Raw genomic sequence first — 20664 nt, 5'->3', positions numbered from 1 at the left:
AGCGGAGAGTGTCGGGATCCCCGATGGCTAGGCCATCCGGCGCGCATCACACTTCCGCGTGCCGGTCGCGGATGCGCTCCACGGAGTCACCGATGGCCTTCAGCGTCCACCGGATCCGCTGAACACGACGGTCTCGGAATGTGACGGTGCGTGTGTTCCGCGTGATCTTCGTGAACCCGGGGTAGCCGCTGCGCGACCAGCAGGACGCGCGGCGGGAGGTCCTTATGTCGGCCGGAGAGTTCGCCCGGGACGAATTCGCGGAGAACGACGACGTCCGCCGCCCGCCGCTCACCCCGCTCGAGCGCGTGCCGCACGACCGGTTCGTCGTCGAGGGCACGCGCGGACTCCGTCTCCGGGCGCGCTGGTGGCTGACGACCTGCGGCCCGACGAGCCGACCCTGGGCCGCCTTCGCACTCTGCATCCTCGGCATCGTCGGGATGTTCCTGCCCCTCGCCCGGGACGCCGGCGGAGCCGGGATCACGGCACTCGACCTCGCCGATGGACCCGCCGTCCTGCTCCTCGTCGCCTTCGGTGTCCTGACCCTGCTGCCGGTCGTCGACCTGGTCCTGGGTCGCGAGCGCCTCACTCCGTGGTTGGCCTTCCCTGCCGCCCTCGGGATGCAGGTGACCCTCGCGCTGGCCCTGGTCGCGGGTTCCCAGGGCGCAGGCGCGCTGTCGCCCCGCCTCTCCGAGCAGATCAGCCCCGGGACCGGCGTCCTCGTGCTGGGGGGCGTCGAGCTCGGTCTCGCCGTCCTCGGGGCGATGGGCTTCGTCCGACGAGCGATGCGTCGCCGGCTCGGCCTGGCCTAACCCCCCGCTCGCGCCATCAGGTCCGCGAGCACCTCGCCCGGCGTCGGGGGGCCCGGAGTCGCTGCGACCGGTCCGCTGATCGGGATCTGCAGCAGCGGACCCGGGTCGGCCGGGACCGAGCGCGCCGCCGGGGCCCCGAGCAGCACCGCGGTCGCCACGAGGAGCAGGCACAGCACGAAGCCCCCGACCACCGCCGCGAGCACCGCCCCCGGCCGCCGGCGCCGACCGCGCTCGCGCAGCCACGGGGGCGTGTCCCACGAGACGGCGTACGGGTTCGCGCTCATCGCTCGCACGCTAGGGACGGGTCCGGGCCGAAGGGTCACGATTCGACGGATCTTCGGCCACACCTTCCCGACGGCGGGCGTCGCCACGTTGCTCCGCTCGCCGCAGCGCGCAGCGGAGAATTCACGTCAGGACCAGGCCGATCGTCTGGTGGTCGCTAGGTCCTCGAGTGGCGTGTCTGGTGCATGACGCGGTCGAGTTGCTCCGTTCGCCGCTTGATCTCATCGAACTGGTGTTCGATACTGGGTGCATGGCGATCGACGCGGCGTTCGACCCCTGGACGGGGCCCGAGCCGCTGCCGCCCTGGGAACCCGAGGACCCCGACGAGCCCACCTGGCGGCCGCTCTCCGACGCCGAGTTCGAGGCGTTGTTCCCGTGGTTGCCCGAGCCGGAGCCTCCGTTCTTCGAACCCGACGACCCGCAGGACCACGCGCCCCTGACCGGGGAGCCCCGTGGTGATGAGCCGGGGTGGGCGGTCCCGGGTGTCACCGCAACCCCCACCGCGTCGGACGACGGGTTGTCCGCCTCCTCGCAGGCGGTGCTCGACGAGGTCGACGCCGCGACCACCGCGTGGAGGTTGGCCGGAGCCCGGGTGTACCGGTCCCTGACGGCGTTGCGGGCCAGTGACGTGCTGGCCGAGACCCGGTATCAGCGGCTGCCGCGGTTGTTGGAGGACCACGTCCGGCTCGACCCGCAGACCGTCACGAGGCTCGACCGGCACGCCGAAGCGCTGCACCCGCACGTCACCCCGACCGGGGCGACCACCCCCGCCCAGCTGCCCGCCACCGCCGCGGCGGTGGACGACGGGGTGATCGACGGGCAGCACGTCGAGATCATCACCAAGACCATGGACCGGCTGCGGAAAGTCCCCGAGTTGGACGACGGCGTGCTCGCGGTGGCGGAGGAGCAGCTCGCCGCCGTAGCGGCGACGCATTCGCCGCGGGCGTTGGCGTCGGCGGCGAAGACGGTCGCCGACCGGCTCGACCCCGACGGCGCCGCCCCGAAGGACGACGACCCGACCGGCAACGAGCTGCACATGACCAGGCGCCGCAACGGGCAGCTCGCCGCGAAGCTGGTGCTGCGAGAGCCGGCCGCGGCGGCGTTGTTCGAAGACGCCGTCCGCGCCGCCACCCCCGCCCCCGCCTCCGCGGTGACCGCCGACCCGGACACGGGGCTCCCGCCCGTCGCCGACGAGGTGGACGGGCGGCGGGTGGGGGTGGACCCGCGGGTCGAGGCCCGGGATTCGAAGCCGAACCGGCAGGCCTCCGGACTGCTCGACCTCATCTCGGCCAGCCACCGAGCCGGGCTCGATCACGGCGCCGACGAGCAGCACCCCGGCAGCCCCACCGCGTCCATGCCACTCCCGGACCTCGACGACCACGGCGACACCACCGCCTGGCCCACCGAACCCGCACCCACTGATGCGCACGCCGGCCGGCATGACGACGCCGAATCGACTGTTGGTGCTGCGGCCGAGGACGAACAGAACGACGACACCGCGGACACCACCGCGGGCGCCGCCGCGGCCGACGACGAACACAGCGCGGCGGACAGGCCACCGACCGAGGAGGCCGACCCCGGGCAGCCACTGTTCGGCGACGGACCACCTGCCGACGAGCCGCCACCGCAACGGCCGTGGACCCCACCGGACTTCGACGCGATGTCACTACCCGGCCGGGAGCGGGTGACGCTCACCGTCACCCTGGACTACCAGACGTTGCGCCAACAGCTCACCGACGCCAGCGGAGCGTTGGCGCTGCTCGGCGATTCCACCTGGGTTAGCCCGGAGACCGCCCGCCGCCTCGCGTGCGACGCCGAGATCATCCCCGTCGTCCTCGGAGCCAAGGGCGAGGTCCTCGACATCGGCCGCAAGACCCGCGCCGTCCCTGCCGGCATCGCCCGCGCCGTCATCCACCGCGACCGGCACTGCGCCTTCCCCGGCTGCCGCCGCCGCGCCCGCACCACCCAGCTCCACCACATCGTCCACTGGGCCCACGGCGGCGACACCGCCCTGGACAACCTGGTCTGCCTCTGTCGGTATCACCACGACCTCGTCCACCACGCCGGATGGCAGGTCGCGATGATCGACCACCTGCCCTGGTTCACCCCACCGGCCTGGCTCGACCCCACCCGAACACCCCGACACAACCGCCCCTGGCAGGTCCCGATCAGGTAGGCCGCAGGCGGGGCGACGTCGCCGAACTCGGCGCCCGGCGACGTCGTCCCGCTGCGCTAACGGACGGGACAGACGACCGGCGCGCGGGAGGCCGCGAGGGCGCCCGCATGGGCCTTGATCGCCGCCGTGAGGGCCTGGGCGTCCGCGCTGATGGTGGCCGGCGACGCGCCCCGGCGGAGGTCGGCCGCCAACCGCGCCCGCGCCTCGTCGACCGCAGCGGCGGTCCGGGTCACGTCCGAGCTCCCGGTGACGGGTGACGTCGCGGTCGAGCACGGCCGGACGGGCGGCACCGGCACCGGCGTGGACGCCGGCCGCGGCGTCGTCGTGGTCACCGGCGGCACCGGCGTCGTCGTCGGCGGCGGCGTCGTGGTCACCGGCGTCACCGGCGTCGTCGTCGGAGGCACCGTCACCGGCGGCGTCGACACAGGCGGCACCGTCACCGGTGGCTCCGCATCCGTCGAACCCGTGAGGGGCAGCAGGACGCGCCCCGTCGTCGGGTCGACGTCGCCCGGCACGAGGCCCAGGGCCCCGATGGTCGACCCGTCCGCCGCCCGGCAGCTGGTGCCCTCGAGCGAGTAGTCCGACGGGCAGCCCCACACGATCCCGTCGGCGTGGGCGACCCCCACTCCCACCGCCGCCCCGCCGAGGACCAGCCCCGCGAGCACCCCGGCCGAACGCCGCACCATCCGCTGCCCCGTCCCCATGACCGTTTCCTCTCGTCGCCGCACGGGCGGGTCTCGGGGCGGCTCCGGAGCGTCGTTACGGGGACGCGCGGCGCGAACGTCGGGTCCACTCGATGTGTGGATCCGGGTGGACGCGGACCCCGACGGCATGCGCGTCGTCCGTGACCACCGGTCCGCCCCGGGGTACACCGAGAGGCGTGAACAGCTCCGATGTCCTCGTGGACGCCTTCGGCCGGGTCCGCTCCGACGTGCACCGCGCGGTGGAGGGCCTGGACGAGCGTGCCCTCAACCTGCGGCTCGACGGCGACGCCAACCCGGTCGGCTGGCTCGTCTGGCACCTCACCCGCGTCCAGGACGACCACATCGCCGACCTCGCCGGCGTCCAGCAGGCCTACACGTCGCAGGGCTGGGCGGAGTCCTTCGGCTTCGACCTCGACCCGGCGTCCATCGGCTACGGCCACACCACGGAGCAGGTGGCCGCCGTCCACGTCACCGACCCGGCCCTGCTCGTCGGCTACTACGACGCCGTGCACGACCGCACCGTCGACTACCTGCGCACCCTCTCCGACGAGGATCTCGACACGGTCATCGACGACGCGTGGGACCCGCCCGTCACCCGGGGCGTGCGCATCATCAGCGTGCTCGACGACGACATCCAGCACGCCGGGCAGGCCGCGTTCGTCGCCGGCATCGCCCGCCGCGCGTGAGGCGGAACCGGACGAACCGCCGAGAGGCCGCATTTTAGCGTCCTCTTCGTCCTACTCGCTCGGTTCAGTGAACCAAGGGCACCGAATGTGATTGAGATTGCACGCTGGGTGGAACCTCGGAGGCGTTCGATCATGCCAACGGGGAGGACACCGATGTCCACGACCAGTGAGAGCCGTGCCGCTGCGCACGCATCCACGATGGACGAGCACGCCGCCGATCCGACCCGGCACTTCGCCGATCCGGGTCCCCTCGGGCTCGCGGCCTTCGCCCTGACCACGTTCCTGCTCAGTCTCTTCAACGCCGGGCTGGCCCCCGAGGCGCTGGAGTCCACGGTGCTGCCACTCGCCCTGTTCTACGGCGGGCTCGCGCAGCTGATCGCGGGGCTCTTCGAGTTCCGCAAGGCCAACACCTTCGGCGCCACCGCGTTCGTCTCGTACGGGTCGTTCTGGCTCGCGTTCGCGGCGTTCGTCAAGTTCGTCGAGCCGGGCCTGCCGTCCGGTCAGGCCACCACCGCCGCCGGGCTCTTCCTGCTCGGCTGGGCCATCTTCACCGGCTACATGATGATCGCGTCGCTGCGCACCACGGGCGCCCTCATCGCCGTGTTCGTGCTGCTGTTCCTGACGTTCCTGCTGCTCGCGATCGGCGACCTGACCGGCACCGACGGCATCGCGACCATCGGCGGCTACGTCGGCATCCTGACCGCGCTCGCGGCCTGGTACGCCTCGTTCGCCGTGGTCACGAACGCCACGTGGGGCCGCCAGGTCCTGCCGACGGCGCCGCGCTAACCCACAGGTGTCACCGGGTGGGTCGCTGCCCACCCGGTGCCGCCGGCGCTGCCACACTCCCCCGCCATGGGGGTCCTGCCACGTCTCGCCCTGTTCCTGACGACGGGTCTGCTCGGCCTGGGCGGCACGGCCTGCGCGGCCGAGCCCGCACCCGCCGTCGGGAACCAGCCCGCTCCCGAGAAGACCGTCGCGTGCCCCGACGCACAGTGCACCGTGACGGTCACGCCGGGCACCGTGATCGACCTCGGTGACGCAGGCACGGTGACCGTCACCGACGTCGGGACGGACACCGTCACCACCACCTCCGGCGGCTCCCGGATCACCTCCGGCACCGGCGGGTCGAACACCGTGGACGACGTGACGTACCGGATCACGTCGGTCCGCGACGGCGCCGCGACGCTGGAGTTCGGCGCGGACGACTAGCGACGTCGCGGCGGGCCCACGACGTCCCGTCCGGGGGCGTGCACGGGCGACGACAGGTCGTGCTCGACCCCGCGCCGCCACACCGTCCGCAGGTCCCGCGTCGCCGTCACGTCGGAGAGCGGGTCGCCGTCGACGAGGAGCAGGTCGGCCCGCCGTCCGGGGGCGATGCGACCGCGGTCGGCGAGCGCGAAGACGTCCGCGGCCCGCGAGGTCGCGGCCGCGAGCGCATCGGCGGGCGACATCCCCGCACGGACGAGCAGCTCCAGTTCCAGGTGCATCGAGGTGCCGTGCAGCACCGCGGCAGGACGTCCCGGGACGTCGTTCGCGTCGGTGCCCGCGACGACCGTCGCGCCCGCCTCCAGCAGCCGCGCGAGGTTGTCCTCGGCGTGCGCGTACGAGGCGCCGACCGCCGACGACGTCGGCAGCCCGCCCCGGTCCCCCGCCTCGAGCCCGGCCACCACCTCGCTCGACAGGCGTGCCGTGAGGCGGGGGTCGTCGAGCAGGGCCCGGACCGAGTCCTGGCTGGTCAGGGCGGCCATCATGGTCATCGTCGGCACCACCGTCAGGTCCGCCGCCACCTCCGCGGTCCCGTCGAGGGGCAGGTGGGTGAGCACGTCGACCCCGGCGGCGCGCGCCGTGGCGAAGGCCCACCGGGTCGGGGCGTGCGCCACCGTCAGGAGCCGCCGGCGGCGGGCCGCCCCGCACACCGCGGCCACCGTCTCCGGGCTCAGCGTGGGTCGTGTGACGTCGGCGGCGTTCTCCACGAACACCTTGAGGTAGTCCGACCCCTCGCGCTCCCGGTCGGCGACGAACCGCTCGGCGTCGTCCGGCCCCGCGAGCCCGGGCATGCGCCAGCCGGTGGGGTCGGGCGGCAGCATCACGGCGGGCCAGCCGTCCACCGCGCCCGCCATCAGCCCGGAGCTGCGCAGGTCGGCCTCGTCGTCCCGGCTGTACGCCCGCCGCCGCAGCATCGCGGTGAATTGCGGGGGCGCCGAGAACATGTCGAGCACGGTGGTCACCCCGTGCCGCAGGTCCTGGCCGAGGTTCCCCGCGCCACGCAGGTGCACGTGCGCGTCGATCAACCCCGGCAGCAGGGTGCGCCCGCGGGCGTCCACCTCACCCTCGACCGGCTCCCGCTCCCCCGGCTCGACGGCGTCGATCGTTCCCGCGTCGGACAGCACCACCGTCGCGGGCCCGATCGACCGTTCCCCGTCGAACACGCGCGCGCCCACGATCGTCGTCCCCACACCGGCGAGTGTGCCGGTGGTCGACCCGTCGTCGGAAGCCTTCCCGACGACGGGTCGGGGCGCGGTGATCAACGAGCACCCTCGGTGGTCCGGGGGCACGGCCGACCGCCGAGGGTGCTCGTTGATCATGCGGGCCGGAATCCGTCGGAACCGACCGCCGCCGTGCGCAGTCCGAACGGGTGTGGACCCCTTCCGCGCCTCCGAGGCCGTGGCCGCCGGCGAGACGACCTGGGCCCGGCTCCGCGGGCCCGGCTACGTGCGGCTCGCGGCGGACACCTGGGTGGCCGTGGGGTCCGAGGACGACGTGCGGCTGCGCGTCCGGACCCTCGGGACCTGGAGCGGGGGCGTGGGAGTCGTCGCCGGGCCGCTCGCTGCTCTGGCGTGGCGAGCCGACTGCCCCTGGGACGACGCCGAACTGGTCCTCCCCAGCCCGCGTCGTCTCGCGCCGCCGAACACCCGGGTGCGGACCGATCGGTTGCACGCCGACGAGGTGACCGAGCGGTTCGGGATCCCGGTCACCACGCCCGCCCGGACCGCGTTCGACCTGGCCCGACGCGCGCCCCTCGTCGAAGCGGTCGCCGCCGTCGATGCTCTGGCCTACCGCTGCCACCTCACGGCGGAACACCTGCTCGAGGTGGCGGACCGACACCCGGGCGTCCGCGGGTCGGTGCAGGTACGCCGGGTCGCCGACCTCATGGACCCCGGCGCGATGTCGCCCCCGGAGACCAGGCTCCGCCTCCTGTTCGTGCTCGCGGGCCTGCCCAGGCCCGTCACCCAGTACCCGGTCAGCCTCCGGTCCGGGTTCGACATCGAACTCGACCTCGGCTGGCCCGACCCGCCTCCGGGCCGCCGGCCGGTCGGTGCCGAGTACGACGGCCCCGAACACCGCACCCCGCGCGGTCAGGGCAAGGACCACCTCCGCGACGGGGACCTCGACGACCTGGACTGGGACATCACCCGCGTCGCGCAGGTGCAACTGGCCGTCCCACGGCACGCCGCGAAACTCGTGGAGCGCTTTCGTCGCAAGCTCACATGATCAACGAGCACCCTCGGTGGTGCCCGGGCAGGCCCGACCGCCGAGGGTGCTCGTTGATCATGACGCGTCGGCCGCCAACCGCTCCCGCAGGCTGCGGGGGCGCAGGTCGGTCCAGTGCTCCTCGACATAGCTCACGCACGCGGCACGCTCCGCCCCGTCGGAGCCCTCGCCGAACACGACGGTCCACCCGCTCGGCACCTCGGCGAACACCGGCCACAGGCTGTGCTGGTCCTCCGCGTTGACCAACACGCGGAAACGGCCGTTCTCGTCGTCGAACGGATTGGTCATGGCGCGGCGACCTCCTGGAGACCCGGCTGCAGTTAGGTCACCCTAACCCAGACGGCGGGTCTCGAGGAGGAGGAAGGCCGGCTCCGCGGACAGGCGGACGAAGGACTCCGGGTGGGAGTCGGCCATCGACGGCAGCGGACGGGGCTCGACGACGTCGGTGAGGGTGAGCCCGGCGCCCGCGATCCATCCGGTCATCGATCCCAGCGGGTGGTGCCAGAACCAGACGACGACCTCCTCGCCGGCCATCTCCCAGACGTCAGCGATGCGGTAGCTCTCGAGGTAGGCGCCGTGGGGTTCCAGGCTCGCGATCCGCACATCGGTGAGCGGGTGGTGGACGCTCGCGACGAACCGGCCACCGGGCCGCAGCACGCGGTACACCTCGGCGAGGACCGCGCTCCAGTCGTCGAGGTAGTGCAGGACGAGACCGGCGACTACGAGGTCGACGGCAGCGTCCGTCAGGGGCAGCGGGTCGGCGAGGTCGTGCACGAGGAACTCGGCTCCGGAGAGCCCTCGGGCGTGCTCCACCAGTGCCGCGCTCCGGTCGAGCCCAGTGACCCGGGCGCCCCGCCGGACCAGCTCCGCCGTCGTGACGCCGGGGCCGCAGCCGAGATCGAGCACGTCCAGCCCGGCCACGTCGTTCGCGAGGTCGAGCAGCGCCGGCCGCTCGTAGAGCGCGTTGTACGGGGCGACCGCGTTGTGGGCGGCGTACGCGGCGGCGTGGTCGGAGTACGGGTCGCTCACGGCGCCGGCGGGATCTCCGGGGCCGGGACCTCGAAGGCGTTGAGCAGCGCGGAGGTCGCGAGGTACATGCCGATGAGGTGGACCATGTCGAGCACCCCGTCGCGGCCGAAGGCGGCCTCCGCGGCGGCGTAGGTCGCGTCGGCCACCCGGTGCTCGCGTACGAGCTCGGCGGTGAACCGGTGCGCGGCGAGCTCGGCGCCGGTGAACCCCTCGGTCGAGCGGGTGCGGATCCCCTCGATCACGGTCTCCGACAGCCCGACCGACCGCGCGACGGCCACGTGCGCGTAGATCTCGTAGGCCGCGTCCCAGGCGACGCCGACGGTGAGGATGACGACCTCGCGGATCGGCGCGGGCAGCGAGGAGTTCCGCTGGTCGTTCGCGACCCACTGATTGAACCCGGCGCTCTGCCCCGGGCGGAGCACGAACGAGTTGAACGGTCCGATGAGGCCGCCCTGGGCGTCGGTCGCGGCGAAGCCGGACTTCTCGGCCCAGCGCTGCTGACGTTGGTGGATCCGTTCGGCGGCGGCCTGCTGGTCGTCGTCGAGGTCGATCGACTCGTTGCGGGGCAGTCGCCCGCCCCAGTCCTTCGCGTCCGCCGCGGGGAGATCGGTCACGACGGTGGGTTACCCCGCCTCGGGCGGCGTCCACCGGAAGAGGGTGGAGTCACGGCGGCCGAAGCCGCACCGCTCGTAGAGCCGGATCGCCGCCTCCCGGGAGGGTCGCGAGGTGAGGTCGACGGTGCGTGCGCCGACCTCCACCGCCCGGTCCAGGGCCGCCCGCACCAGCACCTCGCCGACGCCCCGACCCCGCGCGGCGTCGTCGACCACGACGTCGTCGACGTGGGCCCGCAGACCGGTGGGCAGCGGGTAGGTCACGAGGGTCAGCGCCCCGACGACCTCTCCGTCCAGCGAGGCGGTGAACAGCGTGCACGCCTCGTGCGCCACCACCCACGCGATCGTCTGCTCGTCGAACGTCGCCGAGCGCGAGAGCTGGGGCAGGAGGCGCCGGACCGCCTCGAGCAGGGCGTCGTCGACGCGCTCGACGATCTCGATCGCGACGGTGCTGGTCTCGCTCATCGGCCCGACGGTAGACCCGGGGCCGGAGCCTCCAGGCGGGCGAGGGATCGGTCGACCACGGTGACGAGCAGGAAGAGCCCGGCCGCCACGAGCATCACCACGGCGAGGACGTGCAGACCCGCGGTCGTGGCGCCGCCGTCGGCGAACGCGAACCCGCCCGTGGTGCCGGCAGCGATCGCGCCCAGGTAGAAGAAGGTGCGCATGAGGCCCGCGGACGACGCGGTGCGCTCCGGGTCGGCCTGCCGGTACACCGCGTTCTGGATGGCGAGGTTGTTCAGTCCCTGTGGCACCCCGGCGACGAGGGCGACCACCACGATCAGCCAGATCGGGCTCGTCGGGCCGAGGAACAGCAGCAGGACCGCGACGACGATCTGACCGGCCGCGCCCACGAGCAGCTTCCCGCGGATCTCACGACGGCGTCCGGTGAGAGCCGCGACCCCGATCCCGCCGAGGAAGATCGGCAGCAGCGCGAGGCCGGCGCCGGAGGCCGACAGCCCGCGGCCCTGCTCGAGCCACTGCGTGTAGCCGTAGAGGATGGCGTAGGAGACCGTCGCCCCGAGCAGGGCGCGCAGGAACGTCAGCAGCAGCGGGACGTTCCCGGCGAGCACCCGGACGTCGAGGAACGGGTGCGCGGCCCGCCGTTCCCACCACACCAGGCCCGCCGCGGCCGCCGCCGTGACGATCGCGAGCGGCCAGAGCGCCGGGCGCTCCAGCACGAGGAGCAGCGTCACCAGGGTGACGGTGAACAGGGCGATGCCCGCCGGGTCGACGAGCGAGACCACCCGCTCCCCCGCCGACCGCTCCCCCGCCCCGCGCGGGAGCCGCCACCACCCGACCACCAGTGCGAGCACCGCGAGGGGCAGGTTCACCGCGAACGTGGTGCGCCAGCCGCCCAGCCCGATGAGCAGCCCGCCGAGCGTCGGCCCGATCACGGCGATCGTCTGCGTGGCCACCGACAGCACCGTCAGCACCGTCTCGGGGCTGTCCTGCCCCGTGCGCCGCGACTCCCGCCGCACCAGCGCCATCGCCGCCGGATAGCCCGCGCAGGTCCCGAGCCCGATCACCACCCGCGCCGCCACCAGGACGCCGAGGTCGGCGGCGAGGAGGCCGAGCAGGCCACCGAGCCCGACGAGGGCGGTGCCGACGAGGTAGAGCGGGCGCGGACCGTAGAGGTCGACGAGCCGTCCGGTGACCGGCTGCCCGACGGCCGTCGCGAGGTACAGCCCCGAGACCAGCCACGCCGTCTGCGACGCGGGCGCCCCGAACGCGATGCCGATCGGCACCAGGGCCACCGCGATCAGCGTGGAGTTGACCGGGTTGAGGATCGAGCCCAGCACCATCGGCGCGAGGAGCCGACGGTCGAACGCGGACGCGCGCACGGCGGTCACGCCACCACCTTCTCCAGCAGCGCCATCGCCTCGAGCACGTGCATCCGCTCCTCGGCGGTCAGCCGCTCGCCGAGCACCCCCGCCAACCAGCCCTGCCCGGCGGCCCGGGAGCTCGTCACGAACTCCTGCCCGGCCGGGGTCAACGACGCAACCTGCCGCCGCCCGTCGTCGGGATCGGGGTCCCGGCGCACGAGCCCCCGCTCGATCACCGCTCCCACCGCCATCGCCATCGACTGCGGCCGCACCCCCTCGGCCGCGGCGAGGTCGCTGACCGTGGCCGGACCCTCCCGGTCGAGCCGGGTGAGCACGCCGAGCTGCGAGGCGGTCAACTCGGCACGGTCGTAGTGCTCGCGCAGGCGACGCCGCAACCGGCCGAGCGTCAGGCGCACGGCCCGCGCGGTGTCCTCCGCCGATCCGTCCATCCGCGCCTCCCGACGATAGACAGTCCAGACTGTTCATCTCGAACTGTACTCCTTGCGGGAGTGTCGCCCACTCACCGCCGTCGGACGACCGGCGGGCGCGCGCCGGGAACCGGACAGACCTCGCGAGCGGGACGGCGGCCGCGCGGTCGGCGGTCCGGCGATCGCACGCCGGCTCGGCCACCCGGCCGTACGACCAGCCCTTCCCGACGACGGGTGCGGCCGGGACCGCGCCGGGCGGTCGCGTCCCCGCGCGACCAACGGTCGAGGTCCCGCGCGACAGCCGGCGACCGCGAGGTCTGTAGATCACGAAAAGGTCTCGGTACGGTCACGGCGGCTCGTCACCCGACGGGCCACCGCGCTCTCCGCCCGGGTCACCGACCCGTCCCGGTGACCCGCTCCCCGGGCGTCGAGCGAGGACGACCGCGTGTGGACGCCGGACCGATCCCCAGCGATCCGGTGCTCACCCGAGCGGCCGCAGGACGGGAGCGGTGGGACCCCGACCCACCGTGTCCGGCCAGGAGAACTCCCCATGGGACGACACGCCGCCGTCGCCGGCAGCCCGTTCACCGCGCCGTTCGGTGCGATCGAGCTCCCGACGCCCTCCCGCTCCCGCCGTAGTGGTCCCCGCACCGCGTCCGGCCCGATGAGCACCGGTTCCCTCACCCGCGCCGGCATCGCCGCTGCTCTCGTCACCGCGAGCGCCGCCGCGGTCGCCGGATCGACGGGGACCTTCCCGGCGCTCTCGGACTCCGACGTGACCTCGACCGGTACGAACCTGCTGTCCGTGTCCTCCGCGGACGCCGCCGCCGTGCCGGCGCCCCGCGCGGCGACCGTCACGCCGGTGTCGCTCGCCGCCGCGCCCGCGGTGGCCGCGCCCGCCGTCAAGACGGTGTCCCCGGCGCAGAAGGCCGCCACCGCGCAGGCCGCCTCGGAGAAGGCCGCCGCTGCGAAGGCCACCCAGCAGAAGGCCGCGGCGAAGAAGGCCGACTCGTCGAGCGTCGCGAGCCTCGGATCGCTCGGTCAGCGGATCGTCGCCCAGGCCGCGGAGTTCAAGGGCACGCCCTACGAATGGGGCGGCACCACCCCGAGCGGGTTCGACTGCTCCGGCCTGACCAAGTACGTGTTCGGGAAGATGGGCATCAGCCTGCCCCGCACCGCCCAGCAGCAGTACGACAAGGCCCAGCACATCTCGCAGAGCCAGGCCCAGCCCGGCGACCTGGTCTTCATGGGCGGGGAGAACAGCATCTACCACGTCGCGATCTACGCGGGCGGCGGGAAGATGTGGACCGCGCCCGAGACCGGACAGACCGTGAAGCTCGGCAACCTGTTCGGGGACTACTCGTTCGGCCGCATCCGCTGACGAACAGGGTGAGCTAGCTCTCCCCGAGACTTGCTGACACTCACTGCCACATTCGCGATGCAGCGGGTGCCACGATCAGTGGACCCCATCCGACCGCGCGAGCAGGAGACGGCATGTCGACCGACACCGACCTCGACGCCCGATCCGTGACCGTCGACGACGCGCCACGGGCCGCCGCGCCGGTCGCGCGCCCGACGGCGCCGGCAGTCGACCGCCCGACCCCGCCCGACCCGTCGTCGGAACCGGGGACGGGCGGGAAGAGCGGCGGGAACCCGTGGATCGTCCCGCTGCTGGTGCTGGTGGCCGGGATGTTCATGTCGGTGCTCGACATCAGCATCGTGAACGTCGCGATCACGACGATGCAGAACGACTTCGGCGCCACCACCGACGAGATGCAGTGGGTGTCGACGGCGTACTCGCTGGCCGAGGGCGTCGTCGTCCCGGCGAGCGCCTGGCTGGGCATCCGCTACGGGCTCGGCCGCGTCTACACGATCGCGATGATCTTCTTCGCGATCTTCTCCACGCTGTGCGGCTTCGCGTGGGACATCAACTCGATCATCGCGTTCCGCATCCTGCAGGCGATCCCCGGCGGCGTGATCCCGGTGGTGGCGCTGGCGGCCCTCTACAAGATCGTGCCGAAGGACAAGCTCGGCGCCGCCATGGGCATCTACGGGCTGGGGATCATCTTCGCGCCGGCGATCGGCCCGACCCTCGGCGGCTACCTCGTCGAGTACGTCAACTGGCGCCTGATCTTCTTCATCAACGTGCCGATCGGCGTCGTGGGCGTCCTCGCGGCGATCTTCTTCCTCCCGACGTTCTCCCAGACGCGCGGCCGGAAGCTCGACGTCCCGGGGTTCGCCGCGGTCGCGGTCGGGCTCTTCTCGATGCTGCTGGCCCTGCACGAGGGCCCGACCTGGGGCTGGACCTCGTACCCGACGCTGATCCTGCTGACCGTCGGGGTGCTGGCGCTGGCGCTGTTCGTCGTCATCGAGCTCGAGGTCGACGAGCCGCTGCTGGACCTGCGCGTGTTCGCCCACTGGCCGTTCACGAACTCGCTGCTGCTCATCGCGATCATCTCGATGGGCCTGTTCGGGGTGCTCTTCTACATCCCGGTCTTCCTGCAGCAGTACCAGGGTCTGGGCGCCTTCGAGACCGGTCTGCTCCTGCTGCCGCAGGCGCTGGTGATGGCCTTCGTGATGCCCGCGGCCGGCTTCATCTACGACAAGATCGGCGCGCGCGTCCCCGCCGCGCTCGGCCTCGCGATCGTCTCCTGGACGACGTGGGAGCTCGCCGGGATGACGATCGACGTCTCCCACGGGCACCTGGAGATGCTGCTCGCGGCCCGCGCCGCGGGGATCGGGCTCGCGATGATGCCGATCATGACGGGCGGGCTCGGGTCGCTGCCCTCGTTCCTCTCCGAGAACGGCAGCGCGGTGAACACCCTGGTGCAGCGCGCGTCGTCGGCGATCGGCCTCGCGGCCATGACCGCGATGATGACGATCCAGCAGGCGCAGGCCTCGGCCGACCGCACCGGGATGGCCTCGATGCCGGACGGGTCGGGCTCGGGCGGCACCGGCGGGATGATGATGGAGTACCAGATGTACTCCAAGCTGCAGAGCCTCTCGTTCGTCACCGCCATGAACGACCTGCTCTACGCCACCGCGATCCTGACGGCGCTCGGCGTCCCCCTCGCCCTGATGCTGCGCCACGGGAAGCCGGCGCCCTCGGACGGACCGGCGATGGCCCACTAGAGGTGCGCTGCGCGCCCGTGAGCACTTTTCCGTGCCCGGACACGGATTAGTACTCACGGGCCGGAGGCACCCTGGGGAATGGGCATCAAGGACGCGATCTCGAAGGCCGCGAACACGATCAAGGGTGAGGACGGTCCCCTCCCGGAGCCCGCCACCGGGGAGCCGTCCGAGCAGGACGTGCCGCAGGACCCGAGGGTGGCGAGCAGCCGCGCGACGGGCGGAGCGCACCCCGACGACGAGACGCGCTGGGACGAGATGTCGACGACCGGGACCGGCGACACCGACGAGTTCGTCGGACGGGTGGCCGGCGACGACCCCGCGTACGCGGAGGAGACCGGCGCCGAGGCGCGGCGCCTCCGCGAGTAGACCGAAAGAGCTAACGCTTCTAACCCTTATGGCCCAGTGCTGCCGTAGGCTCGTCGAGGTGTCGAACGAACGGCGCCCTGATGACCGCGCACACCGGTGAGGATCTCGCCCGGCGGCTCGACGAGCTGGCGGGCTTCGTGGTGGAGCTCGCCGCGGGACGCCTGGACGCCCGCCTCGACCCCACGGACGAGTCCGACGAGATCGACGCCATCGTCGTCGGGCTCAACATGCTCGCCGGAGAGCTGCAGGGGCTGACCCACGACCTCGAGGGCCGTGTCAGCGCGCGCACGCGGGAGCTGGCCGACGCGCACGCCGCGCTGGAGCTGCTGGCGCACTCTGACCCGCTGACCGGGCTCGCGAACCGCACCCTGCTCCACGAGCGGCTCCGCGAGGTCGAGCGGTCGGCCGCCGTCCCCGCGGTGCTCGTGCTCGACCTCGACGGGTTCAAGGCCGTCAACGACAGCTTCGGCCACGAGGTCGGCGACGCCCTGCTCCTCGCCGTGGCCGACCGGCTCCGCGGCGTGGTGCGCGAGACCGACACCGTGGCCCGCCTCGGGGGCGACGAGTTCGCGATCCTCCTGCAGGACGCGACCTCGGAGCAGGCCCTCGACGTCGCCGAGCGGGTCCGCGCCACCCTCGCCGCCCCCGTCGTCGTGGCGGGGCGGACCTGCTGGGTGAGCGCGAGTGTCGGGGTCCGGATGGGCACCCGACGCGGCGGCTCGACCGACGACTTCCTGCGGGACGCGGACACCGCGATGTACCGCGCGAAGTCCCGCTCGCGGGGCGGCGTCAGCGTGTTCGCCCCCGCGATGCGCCGCGAGGCGCAGGCCCGCACGCGGCTCGCCGACGAGCTCCGGACCGCGCTGATCACCGGCCAGCTCGTCGTCCTCTACCAGCCGATCATGGACCTGGAGACCGACCGCGTCGTCGCCGTCGAGGCGCTCGCCCGCTGGCGGCACCCGGAGCGCGGCTTCCTCACGCCGGACCTGTTCCTCTCGGTCGCCGAGGACACCGGCCTCATCACCGCCCTCGACCTGTGGGTGCTCGAGACCGCCGCGGCGCAGGTCGCGCGGTGGCGGACGGACGTGCTCGGCGACGAGCCGTTCACGGTCCACGTCAACGTCTCCCCCGTCGAGCTGCGAGCGCCGCACTTCGTCGAGGACATCGTGGACTGCACCCGCCGCCACGGCCTCGCCCCGCAGGACGTCGCCCTCGAGATCACCGAGCACCGTCTCCTCGGCGACGACGCCCTCACCCGGGAGGCGCTGGAGGGGCTCCGGACGGCGGGTGTGGGCGTCGCGATCGACGACTTCGGCACCGGCAGCTCCTCCCTCGGCTACGCGCGCCGCGCCTTCGTCGACGAGGTGAAGATCGACCGCTCGCTGGTCACCGACCTCGACGTCGACGAGCACCAGCTGCGGATCACCGCGGCCATCCTCGTGATGGCGCACGCGTTCGACCTCGTCCCGATCGCCGAGGGCGTCCAGACGGCGGGTGAGGCCGAGGCGCTGCGCCGGCTCGGCTGCCGCTACGCGCAGGGCTATCACTGGAGCGCGCCGGTGGCGGCTACCGAGCTGGGAGCGCGGCTGCGACGGCAGCGCGCCTGACCTTCCCGGCGTCGTCGCGCAGCGGGTGGTCGACGAACGTGTACCCCCGCGGCTGCTTGTGGCGGCTGAGCCGCTCGGCCACGAGGGCCTCCAGCTCCGGCCCGAGCTCCGGTCCCGACGACGGGTCCGCCTGGACCACCGCGTGCACCACGCGGCCGAGGTCGTCGTCGGGGACCCCGACCACCACGGCGTCGCTGACCGCCGGGTGCCCGAGCAGGGCCGCCTCCACCTCCGCCGGATAGACGTTGGCGCCGCCGACCACGACCATGTCGGCCCGCCGGTCGGCGAGGTAGAGGTAGCCCTCGTCGTCGAAGGACCCGAGGTCGCCGAGGGACTCCCAGCCGTCGCGGGCCCGCGGCTCGGCGCCCAGGTAGCGGTAGGTCGGGGCGCCCTCCGGCCGCATCCAGATCTCCCCCACGACGCCGGGCGGTACCTCGCGGCCCTCGTCGTCGGTGATCCGCACGTGTCCGCGGGTGATGCGGCCGACCGAGCCGGGGTGCGCGAGCCAGTCCCGCCCGTCGATCATCGCGCTGGCCTGCGACTCGGTACCCGCGTAGAGCTCGACGAGGATCTCCGGGCGCGGCAGCCGCGCCAGCCAGCCGCGCTTGACCTCCGGCGGGCACGGCGCCCCGACGTGCAGGGCGGTGCGCAGGCTGCCCAGGCCGCCCCACCCGGCGTCGGGAACGGTGCGCAGGATCCGCGACATCATCGTCGGCACGAGGTAGAGCCAGGTGACGCGGTGCTCGGCGACGAGCTCGAGCGTGCGGGCGGCGTCGAAGCGCTGCATGAGCACGACGTGGTGGCCCTGCAGGAGCGCCATGAGGCTGAACATGTAGGGCGCGTTGTGGTGCAGCGGGGCGGTCGCGAGGAAGACGCCGTCCCGGTCGATCCGCAGGCCGTCAGTGCGAGCGAGCACGTGCTCGGTGCACGCGGCCTGCCCGGCGACGATGACCTTCGGGGTGCCGGTCGAGCCGCCCGAGGTGGGTGCCTTCCAGGAGGGGCCGACGACCGGCGGGAGCGGGGAGTCGTCGGCGCTCTCCAGGGGGAGCTCCCGGTCGATCACGACGACGGGTCGCGCGACGGCGAGGACCGCGTCCCGTTCCGCGGCGGGCAAGCGGGCCGAGAGCGGCATCGGGACCGCGCCGAGCTTCCACGCCGCGACACTGGCCGCGACGTGGTGCACGGTGTTGGGCAGCGCGATCGCCACGAGGTCCCCGCGCCCCACCCCGCGCGCGGCGAGGGTGCGCGCGAGCCGGTTCGTGTGCCGGTCGAGCTCGTCGCGGGTGAACGCGGCGTCCCCGTCGGAGACCGCGGGCGCGCCCGGTGCCTCCGCGGCGAGGTCCCGCAGCCGCGTGCCCAGCGGGGTCGGGTGCTCGGGGAGGGCGGGCTCGGGGATCACGCCCGGGAGCCTGCCCCCTCGGATCAGCCGCCGCAGGTGGGGCAGGCGTGCCGCTGCGCCTCGAGGTCGCCGCCGGCGGCCCACGCCCGCACGACCGCGACGACGGGGGTGGTCCCGTGGTGGTGCACGGTGCCGTCCGCGACGGCCTGCCGCAGCGCGGCGACCGCACCGGGGATCCCGGACCGCACGGCCGGGAACGCGCCGGAGGCCGGCTCGCGGGACGTCGGGACGGCGAGGTGGTCGAGGGAGACGGTCATGTCCCCTTCGACGGCCGCCCGGTCCGTGGACTTGATGCGCGGCCGCAGTGCGCCGCCGGCCGGGACGACGCCCCGATTCGCCCGATCTCCGTACGACCGCGGGCCCGGCGGTGATCGTTCCGTGATGACACGCCCGGCACCCGTGCCGTGATCACTCCGGTGAACCAGCGCGGAACGCCCGCGAACGCGGACCGCGACGAGACCGTGACCACCCGATCGTGTGGCGGGTCGGTCCTCGACCGGCGTTGCTCCGTCCGGGTGACTCACGCGAAGGGCTCGACCTCCTCCGGCCGGCCGCGGTAGGGCACGCACCACTGGTCGTGCACCGGGTCCCAGCACCCGACCAGCATGGAGGCGGGCGGCACGGCGGAGTCCGGGAGGAGTCCGCGATAGGGCTCCTCGCACCGCCCGGGGAGGCCGTCGAGGTAGTAGCTCAGGGCCGCGCTCCCCCGGAGCCGGGCCAGGTCGTCGACCTCGAGCAGCAGGGCCCGTCCGTGGCCGTCGAGCTCGTACGTGGCGCACGTGAGCCAGGCCGGGCGCTGGTGGACGAGCTCGCGGAAGAGCACCGACTGCAGCACGTGGTCGCGGACCACTGCCGCGTCCCGCAGGCGGTAGCGGACCACGTGCCGGGCACGCTCCTGCACACGCGTCCTTCCGGTCGACGACGCGTCGGGAGACCCCCGTGGCGCTGCCGCCGATACCCGCTCGGGCGCGCACGGCACACCCCGTCGTCCGCGGCGGGCCCCAGGAGCAGGACCCCGGAGAGGGAGGTGCCGAGCCGTCGACACGACCCGGGCGGGCCGGACCTCGACGGCCGGGCGGGGGACGGTAGGGCAGGTCGGGCTCGAACCGACGACCTGACGGATGTCGCGTCGGAGCAACCGGCCGTCTGCCGGCGGCCCGTGATGTGGCCTGTGAGCTGCTGGAACGTCTGGCGACTGCTCAACGCTCCTACCGAGCGGTTGCGCCCACTTCTCGCGCTTCCGTGGGGGAAAGGTGGGGAGACGATCTTGGATCGGCTCCAGCCCTAGGCAGCGCCGGGGTAGACGCTGCCTCAGCCGTTTCCTGGTCCTCCGCTGTGCCATCCGTAGCGTCGCGCCAGCATGACCAGAATTATCGTCCAGGCGCCGACGACCAGCGCCAGCCCGGCCCACATGACGAGGTCGCTACCTACGAGCGTGTCCAACACGATGGCCGCTACGATGATCGCGAGGACAGCAGCGGACGCCAGCGCAAGCGTCCGGCGAGAGCGGGCCATGCCGAGCACCGTAGGCCTCTCGAATCACCCGGCTCGCAGTACCTGGGACGGACTGCGCGAACTCTGCCTAGCTGGACTCCTGCGGAGTATCTAGGCGCTCTCTTCGGTGTGAGCGGGCCTGCGGTCGATTCCGGGGTCTCCTCCGCTGCCGTCGCATGGGCGCTGACCTGTTGTTTCGTGCTCCTACGTCCAGCGCCTCACGGCCTGCTGCTGGGCCTCGTGCTGCCTCATTGCTGCATTGATCTTGCACCGGCTACGGGCTGGACCGGCAAGCCGGCAGAGCGGGGATCACGAACTCCGGCGTACGCGCACCGTGTTCGAGTCGAGGTCGACGGCGGCGTCGCGACGGTGCGGGGGCTCGACCAGTTCGGTCGCCACCTCCTCGCGCCGTTCTGCCTTCTGCTGAATTCCCGGCATGTAACCCGGCACGTAGCCGATGGCCGGGCCGCTGGGAACCTCGCGAGGCTCGACATCGGCATCGCGGTGACGCCGCTGGTAGGTGATCCTCACCGCCCCGACGAGCACGAGCGCGATCATGACCACGGCCAGGACGATTGCGAGCATGGCGGCGCTCCTCCCTGCAGTGCCGCTGGGGCACCGGC

Annotated in this window: 24 protein-coding genes; 10 read left to right on the top strand and 14 right to left on the bottom strand. The window is 73.3% G+C overall.

What is annotated here, in order from left to right:
- Nucleotides 1–224 precede the first annotated feature (224 nt).
- Nucleotides 225–809, top strand: a complete 585-nt coding sequence (locus tag BJ983_RS02400) for a hypothetical protein (protein WP_179792338.1) — start codon at nucleotides 225–227, stop codon at nucleotides 807–809.
- On the opposite strand, the gene BJ983_RS02395 is transcribed toward BJ983_RS02400, so the two are convergent.
- Entirely contained in the window at nucleotides 806–1093 is a 288-nt protein-coding gene (locus BJ983_RS02395; RefSeq protein ID WP_179792337.1) for a hypothetical protein, read from the bottom strand. The genes BJ983_RS02400 and BJ983_RS02395 overlap by 4 nt on opposite strands.
- A 248-nt stretch (nucleotides 1094–1341) precedes the next feature.
- On the opposite strand from BJ983_RS02395, the gene BJ983_RS02390 reads away from it, so the two are divergent.
- Nucleotides 1342–3267, top strand: coding sequence for an HNH endonuclease signature motif containing protein (locus tag BJ983_RS02390; protein WP_179792336.1), 1926 nt, complete (start codon nucleotides 1342–1344; stop codon nucleotides 3265–3267).
- A 56-nt stretch (nucleotides 3268–3323) separates the two neighbouring features.
- On the opposite strand, the gene BJ983_RS02385 is transcribed toward BJ983_RS02390, so the two are convergent.
- A complete protein-coding gene (locus BJ983_RS02385; RefSeq protein WP_179792335.1) occupies nucleotides 3324–3971 on the bottom strand; it encodes a hypothetical protein in 648 nt (215 codons plus the stop codon).
- A gap of 176 nt (nucleotides 3972–4147) precedes the next feature.
- Between BJ983_RS02385 and BJ983_RS02380 the strand changes: the two genes are divergently transcribed.
- The 3 genes from BJ983_RS02380 (at nucleotide 4148) to BJ983_RS02370 (ending at nucleotide 5866) form a co-directional block, all read left to right on the top strand.
- On the top strand, nucleotides 4148–4657 hold the full coding sequence (locus BJ983_RS02380; RefSeq protein ID WP_179792334.1) for a mycothiol transferase: 510 nt from the start codon (nucleotides 4148–4150) through the stop codon (nucleotides 4655–4657).
- 153 nt (nucleotides 4658–4810) lie between these two features.
- Entirely contained in the window at nucleotides 4811–5443 is a 633-nt protein-coding gene (locus tag BJ983_RS02375) for an acetate uptake transporter (protein WP_218890063.1), read from the top strand.
- Nucleotides 5444–5509: 66 nt separating this feature from the next.
- Complete coding sequence (locus BJ983_RS02370; protein WP_179792333.1) at nucleotides 5510–5866, top strand: hypothetical protein; 357 nt, start codon at nucleotides 5510–5512, stop codon at nucleotides 5864–5866.
- Here BJ983_RS02370 and BJ983_RS02365 read toward each other — a convergent pair.
- Entirely contained in the window at nucleotides 5863–7113 is a 1251-nt protein-coding gene (locus tag BJ983_RS02365) for an amidohydrolase family protein (protein ID WP_218890062.1), read from the bottom strand. The genes BJ983_RS02370 and BJ983_RS02365 overlap by 4 nt on opposite strands.
- Nucleotides 7114–7294: 181 nt before the next feature.
- Between BJ983_RS02365 and BJ983_RS02360 the strand changes: the two genes are divergently transcribed.
- Complete coding sequence (locus BJ983_RS02360) at nucleotides 7295–8149, top strand: type IV toxin-antitoxin system AbiEi family antitoxin (RefSeq protein WP_179792331.1); 855 nt, start codon at nucleotides 7295–7297, stop codon at nucleotides 8147–8149.
- Nucleotides 8150–8206: 57 nt separating this feature from the next.
- Here BJ983_RS02360 and BJ983_RS02355 read toward each other — a convergent pair whose 3' ends face one another.
- From BJ983_RS02355 to BJ983_RS02330, 6 genes are read right to left on the bottom strand one after another with little or no spacing between them, the layout of a single operon-like run.
- Nucleotides 8207–8437 carry an MbtH family protein gene (locus tag BJ983_RS02355; protein ID WP_179792330.1) on the bottom strand — a complete coding sequence of 77 codons (231 nt, stop codon included), beginning with the start codon at nucleotides 8435–8437 and terminating at the stop codon, nucleotides 8207–8209.
- Nucleotides 8438–8479: 42 nt separating this feature from the next.
- On the bottom strand, nucleotides 8480–9178 hold the full coding sequence (locus BJ983_RS02350; RefSeq protein WP_179792329.1) for a methyltransferase domain-containing protein: 699 nt from the start codon (nucleotides 9176–9178) through the stop codon (nucleotides 8480–8482).
- Nucleotides 9175–9792: a carboxymuconolactone decarboxylase family protein gene (locus BJ983_RS32030; protein ID WP_179792328.1), complete on the bottom strand. Its 618-nt coding sequence runs from the start codon at nucleotides 9790–9792 to the stop codon at nucleotides 9175–9177. Before BJ983_RS32030 ends, BJ983_RS02350 begins: the two co-directional genes overlap by 4 nt.
- Nucleotides 9793–9801: 9 nt before the next feature.
- Nucleotides 9802–10254 (bottom strand): GNAT family N-acetyltransferase, encoded by a 453-nt coding sequence (locus tag BJ983_RS02340; protein ID WP_179792327.1) that lies wholly within the window; start codon nucleotides 10252–10254, stop codon nucleotides 9802–9804.
- Nucleotides 10251–11642, bottom strand: coding sequence for an MFS transporter (locus tag BJ983_RS02335; protein ID WP_179792326.1), 1392 nt, complete (start codon nucleotides 11640–11642; stop codon nucleotides 10251–10253). The genes BJ983_RS02340 and BJ983_RS02335 overlap by 4 nt, the downstream gene beginning before the upstream one ends.
- Nucleotides 11639–12064: a MarR family winged helix-turn-helix transcriptional regulator gene (locus tag BJ983_RS02330; protein ID WP_179792325.1), complete on the bottom strand. Its 426-nt coding sequence runs from the start codon at nucleotides 12062–12064 to the stop codon at nucleotides 11639–11641. Before BJ983_RS02330 ends, BJ983_RS02335 begins: the two co-directional genes overlap by 4 nt.
- A gap of 529 nt (nucleotides 12065–12593) precedes the next feature.
- On the opposite strand from BJ983_RS02330, the gene BJ983_RS02325 reads away from it, so the two are divergent.
- The 4 genes from BJ983_RS02325 to BJ983_RS02310 all read left to right on the top strand — a co-directional run bounded on the left by BJ983_RS02325 (nucleotide 12594) and on the right by BJ983_RS02310 (nucleotide 17148).
- Nucleotides 12594–13424, top strand: a complete 831-nt coding sequence (locus BJ983_RS02325; RefSeq protein ID WP_179792324.1) for a C40 family peptidase — start codon at nucleotides 12594–12596, stop codon at nucleotides 13422–13424.
- Nucleotides 13425–13537: 113 nt separating this feature from the next.
- A complete protein-coding gene (locus BJ983_RS02320; protein ID WP_179792323.1) occupies nucleotides 13538–15175 on the top strand; it encodes an MDR family MFS transporter in 1638 nt (545 codons plus the stop codon).
- Nucleotides 15176–15253: 78 nt separating this feature from the next.
- On the top strand, nucleotides 15254–15541 hold the full coding sequence (locus tag BJ983_RS02315) for a hypothetical protein (RefSeq protein WP_218890061.1): 288 nt from the start codon (nucleotides 15254–15256) through the stop codon (nucleotides 15539–15541).
- A gap of 80 nt (nucleotides 15542–15621) precedes the next feature.
- Nucleotides 15622–17148 (top strand): putative bifunctional diguanylate cyclase/phosphodiesterase, encoded by a 1527-nt coding sequence (locus tag BJ983_RS02310; RefSeq protein ID WP_179792322.1) that lies wholly within the window; start codon nucleotides 15622–15624, stop codon nucleotides 17146–17148.
- Here the strand turns inward: BJ983_RS02310 and BJ983_RS02305 are convergent.
- From BJ983_RS02305 to BJ983_RS02285, 5 genes are all read right to left on the bottom strand, one after another.
- On the bottom strand, nucleotides 17108–18547 hold the full coding sequence (locus tag BJ983_RS02305) for an AMP-binding protein (protein ID WP_179792321.1): 1440 nt from the start codon (nucleotides 18545–18547) through the stop codon (nucleotides 17108–17110). The genes BJ983_RS02310 and BJ983_RS02305 overlap by 41 nt on opposite strands.
- Before the next feature lie 23 nt (nucleotides 18548–18570).
- Nucleotides 18571–18804, bottom strand: coding sequence for a hypothetical protein (locus BJ983_RS02300; RefSeq protein ID WP_179792320.1), 234 nt, complete (start codon nucleotides 18802–18804; stop codon nucleotides 18571–18573).
- A 263-nt stretch (nucleotides 18805–19067) separates the two neighbouring features.
- Nucleotides 19068–19448 (bottom strand): hypothetical protein, encoded by a 381-nt coding sequence (locus BJ983_RS02295; RefSeq protein WP_179792319.1) that lies wholly within the window; start codon nucleotides 19446–19448, stop codon nucleotides 19068–19070.
- Nucleotides 19449–19858: 410 nt separating this feature from the next.
- Nucleotides 19859–20062 (bottom strand): hypothetical protein, encoded by a 204-nt coding sequence (locus tag BJ983_RS02290; RefSeq protein ID WP_179792318.1) that lies wholly within the window; start codon nucleotides 20060–20062, stop codon nucleotides 19859–19861.
- A gap of 288 nt (nucleotides 20063–20350) precedes the next feature.
- Nucleotides 20351–20626, bottom strand: a complete 276-nt coding sequence (locus BJ983_RS02285) for a hypothetical protein (protein WP_179792317.1) — start codon at nucleotides 20624–20626, stop codon at nucleotides 20351–20353.
- Nucleotides 20627–20664: the final 38 nt, after the last annotated feature.

Source organism: Actinomycetospora corticicola, assembly GCF_013409505.1.
In the GTDB taxonomy this organism is placed as follows: Bacteria; Actinomycetota; Actinomycetes; order Mycobacteriales; family Pseudonocardiaceae; genus Actinomycetospora; species Actinomycetospora corticicola.
The sequence above is the reverse complement of the archived record's forward strand: the minus strand, read 5'-3'. Positions and strand labels throughout refer to the sequence as shown.

What these genes read in the sequence shown, in the direction of transcription:
- BJ983_RS02375 (WP_218890063.1), top strand. Translation starts at nt 4,811, where the DNA reads ATGTCCACGACCAGTGAGAGCCGTGCCGCTGCGCACGCATCCACGATG.
- BJ983_RS02285 (WP_179792317.1), bottom strand. Translation starts at nt 20,626, where the DNA reads ATGCTCGCAATCGTCCTGGCCGTGGTCATGATCGCGCTCGTGCTCGTC.
- BJ983_RS02325 (WP_179792324.1), top strand. Translation starts at nt 12,594, where the DNA reads ATGGGACGACACGCCGCCGTCGCCGGCAGCCCGTTCACCGCGCCGTTC.
- BJ983_RS02330 (WP_179792325.1), bottom strand. Translation starts at nt 12,064, where the DNA reads ATGGACGGATCGGCGGAGGACACCGCGCGGGCCGTGCGCCTGACGCTC.
- BJ983_RS02355 (WP_179792330.1), bottom strand. Translation starts at nt 8,437, where the DNA reads ATGACCAATCCGTTCGACGACGAGAACGGCCGTTTCCGCGTGTTGGTC.
- BJ983_RS02290 (WP_179792318.1), bottom strand. Translation starts at nt 20,062, where the DNA reads ATGGCCCGCTCTCGCCGGACGCTTGCGCTGGCGTCCGCTGCTGTCCTC.
- BJ983_RS02340 (WP_179792327.1), bottom strand. Translation starts at nt 10,254, where the DNA reads ATGAGCGAGACCAGCACCGTCGCGATCGAGATCGTCGAGCGCGTCGAC.
- BJ983_RS02300 (WP_179792320.1), bottom strand. Translation starts at nt 18,804, where the DNA reads ATGACCGTCTCCCTCGACCACCTCGCCGTCCCGACGTCCCGCGAGCCG.
- BJ983_RS02400 (WP_179792338.1), top strand. Translation starts at nt 225, where the DNA reads ATGTCGGCCGGAGAGTTCGCCCGGGACGAATTCGCGGAGAACGACGAC.
- BJ983_RS02385 (WP_179792335.1), bottom strand. Translation starts at nt 3,971, where the DNA reads ATGGGGACGGGGCAGCGGATGGTGCGGCGTTCGGCCGGGGTGCTCGCG.
- BJ983_RS02370 (WP_179792333.1), top strand. Translation starts at nt 5,510, where the DNA reads ATGGGGGTCCTGCCACGTCTCGCCCTGTTCCTGACGACGGGTCTGCTC.
- BJ983_RS02310 (WP_179792322.1), top strand. Translation starts at nt 15,622, where the DNA reads ATGACCGCGCACACCGGTGAGGATCTCGCCCGGCGGCTCGACGAGCTG.
- BJ983_RS02395 (WP_179792337.1), bottom strand. Translation starts at nt 1,093, where the DNA reads ATGAGCGCGAACCCGTACGCCGTCTCGTGGGACACGCCCCCGTGGCTG.
- BJ983_RS02320 (WP_179792323.1), top strand. Translation starts at nt 13,538, where the DNA reads ATGTCGACCGACACCGACCTCGACGCCCGATCCGTGACCGTCGACGAC.
- BJ983_RS02315 (WP_218890061.1), top strand. Translation starts at nt 15,254, where the DNA reads ATGGGCATCAAGGACGCGATCTCGAAGGCCGCGAACACGATCAAGGGT.
- BJ983_RS02390 (WP_179792336.1), top strand. Translation starts at nt 1,342, where the DNA reads ATGGCGATCGACGCGGCGTTCGACCCCTGGACGGGGCCCGAGCCGCTG.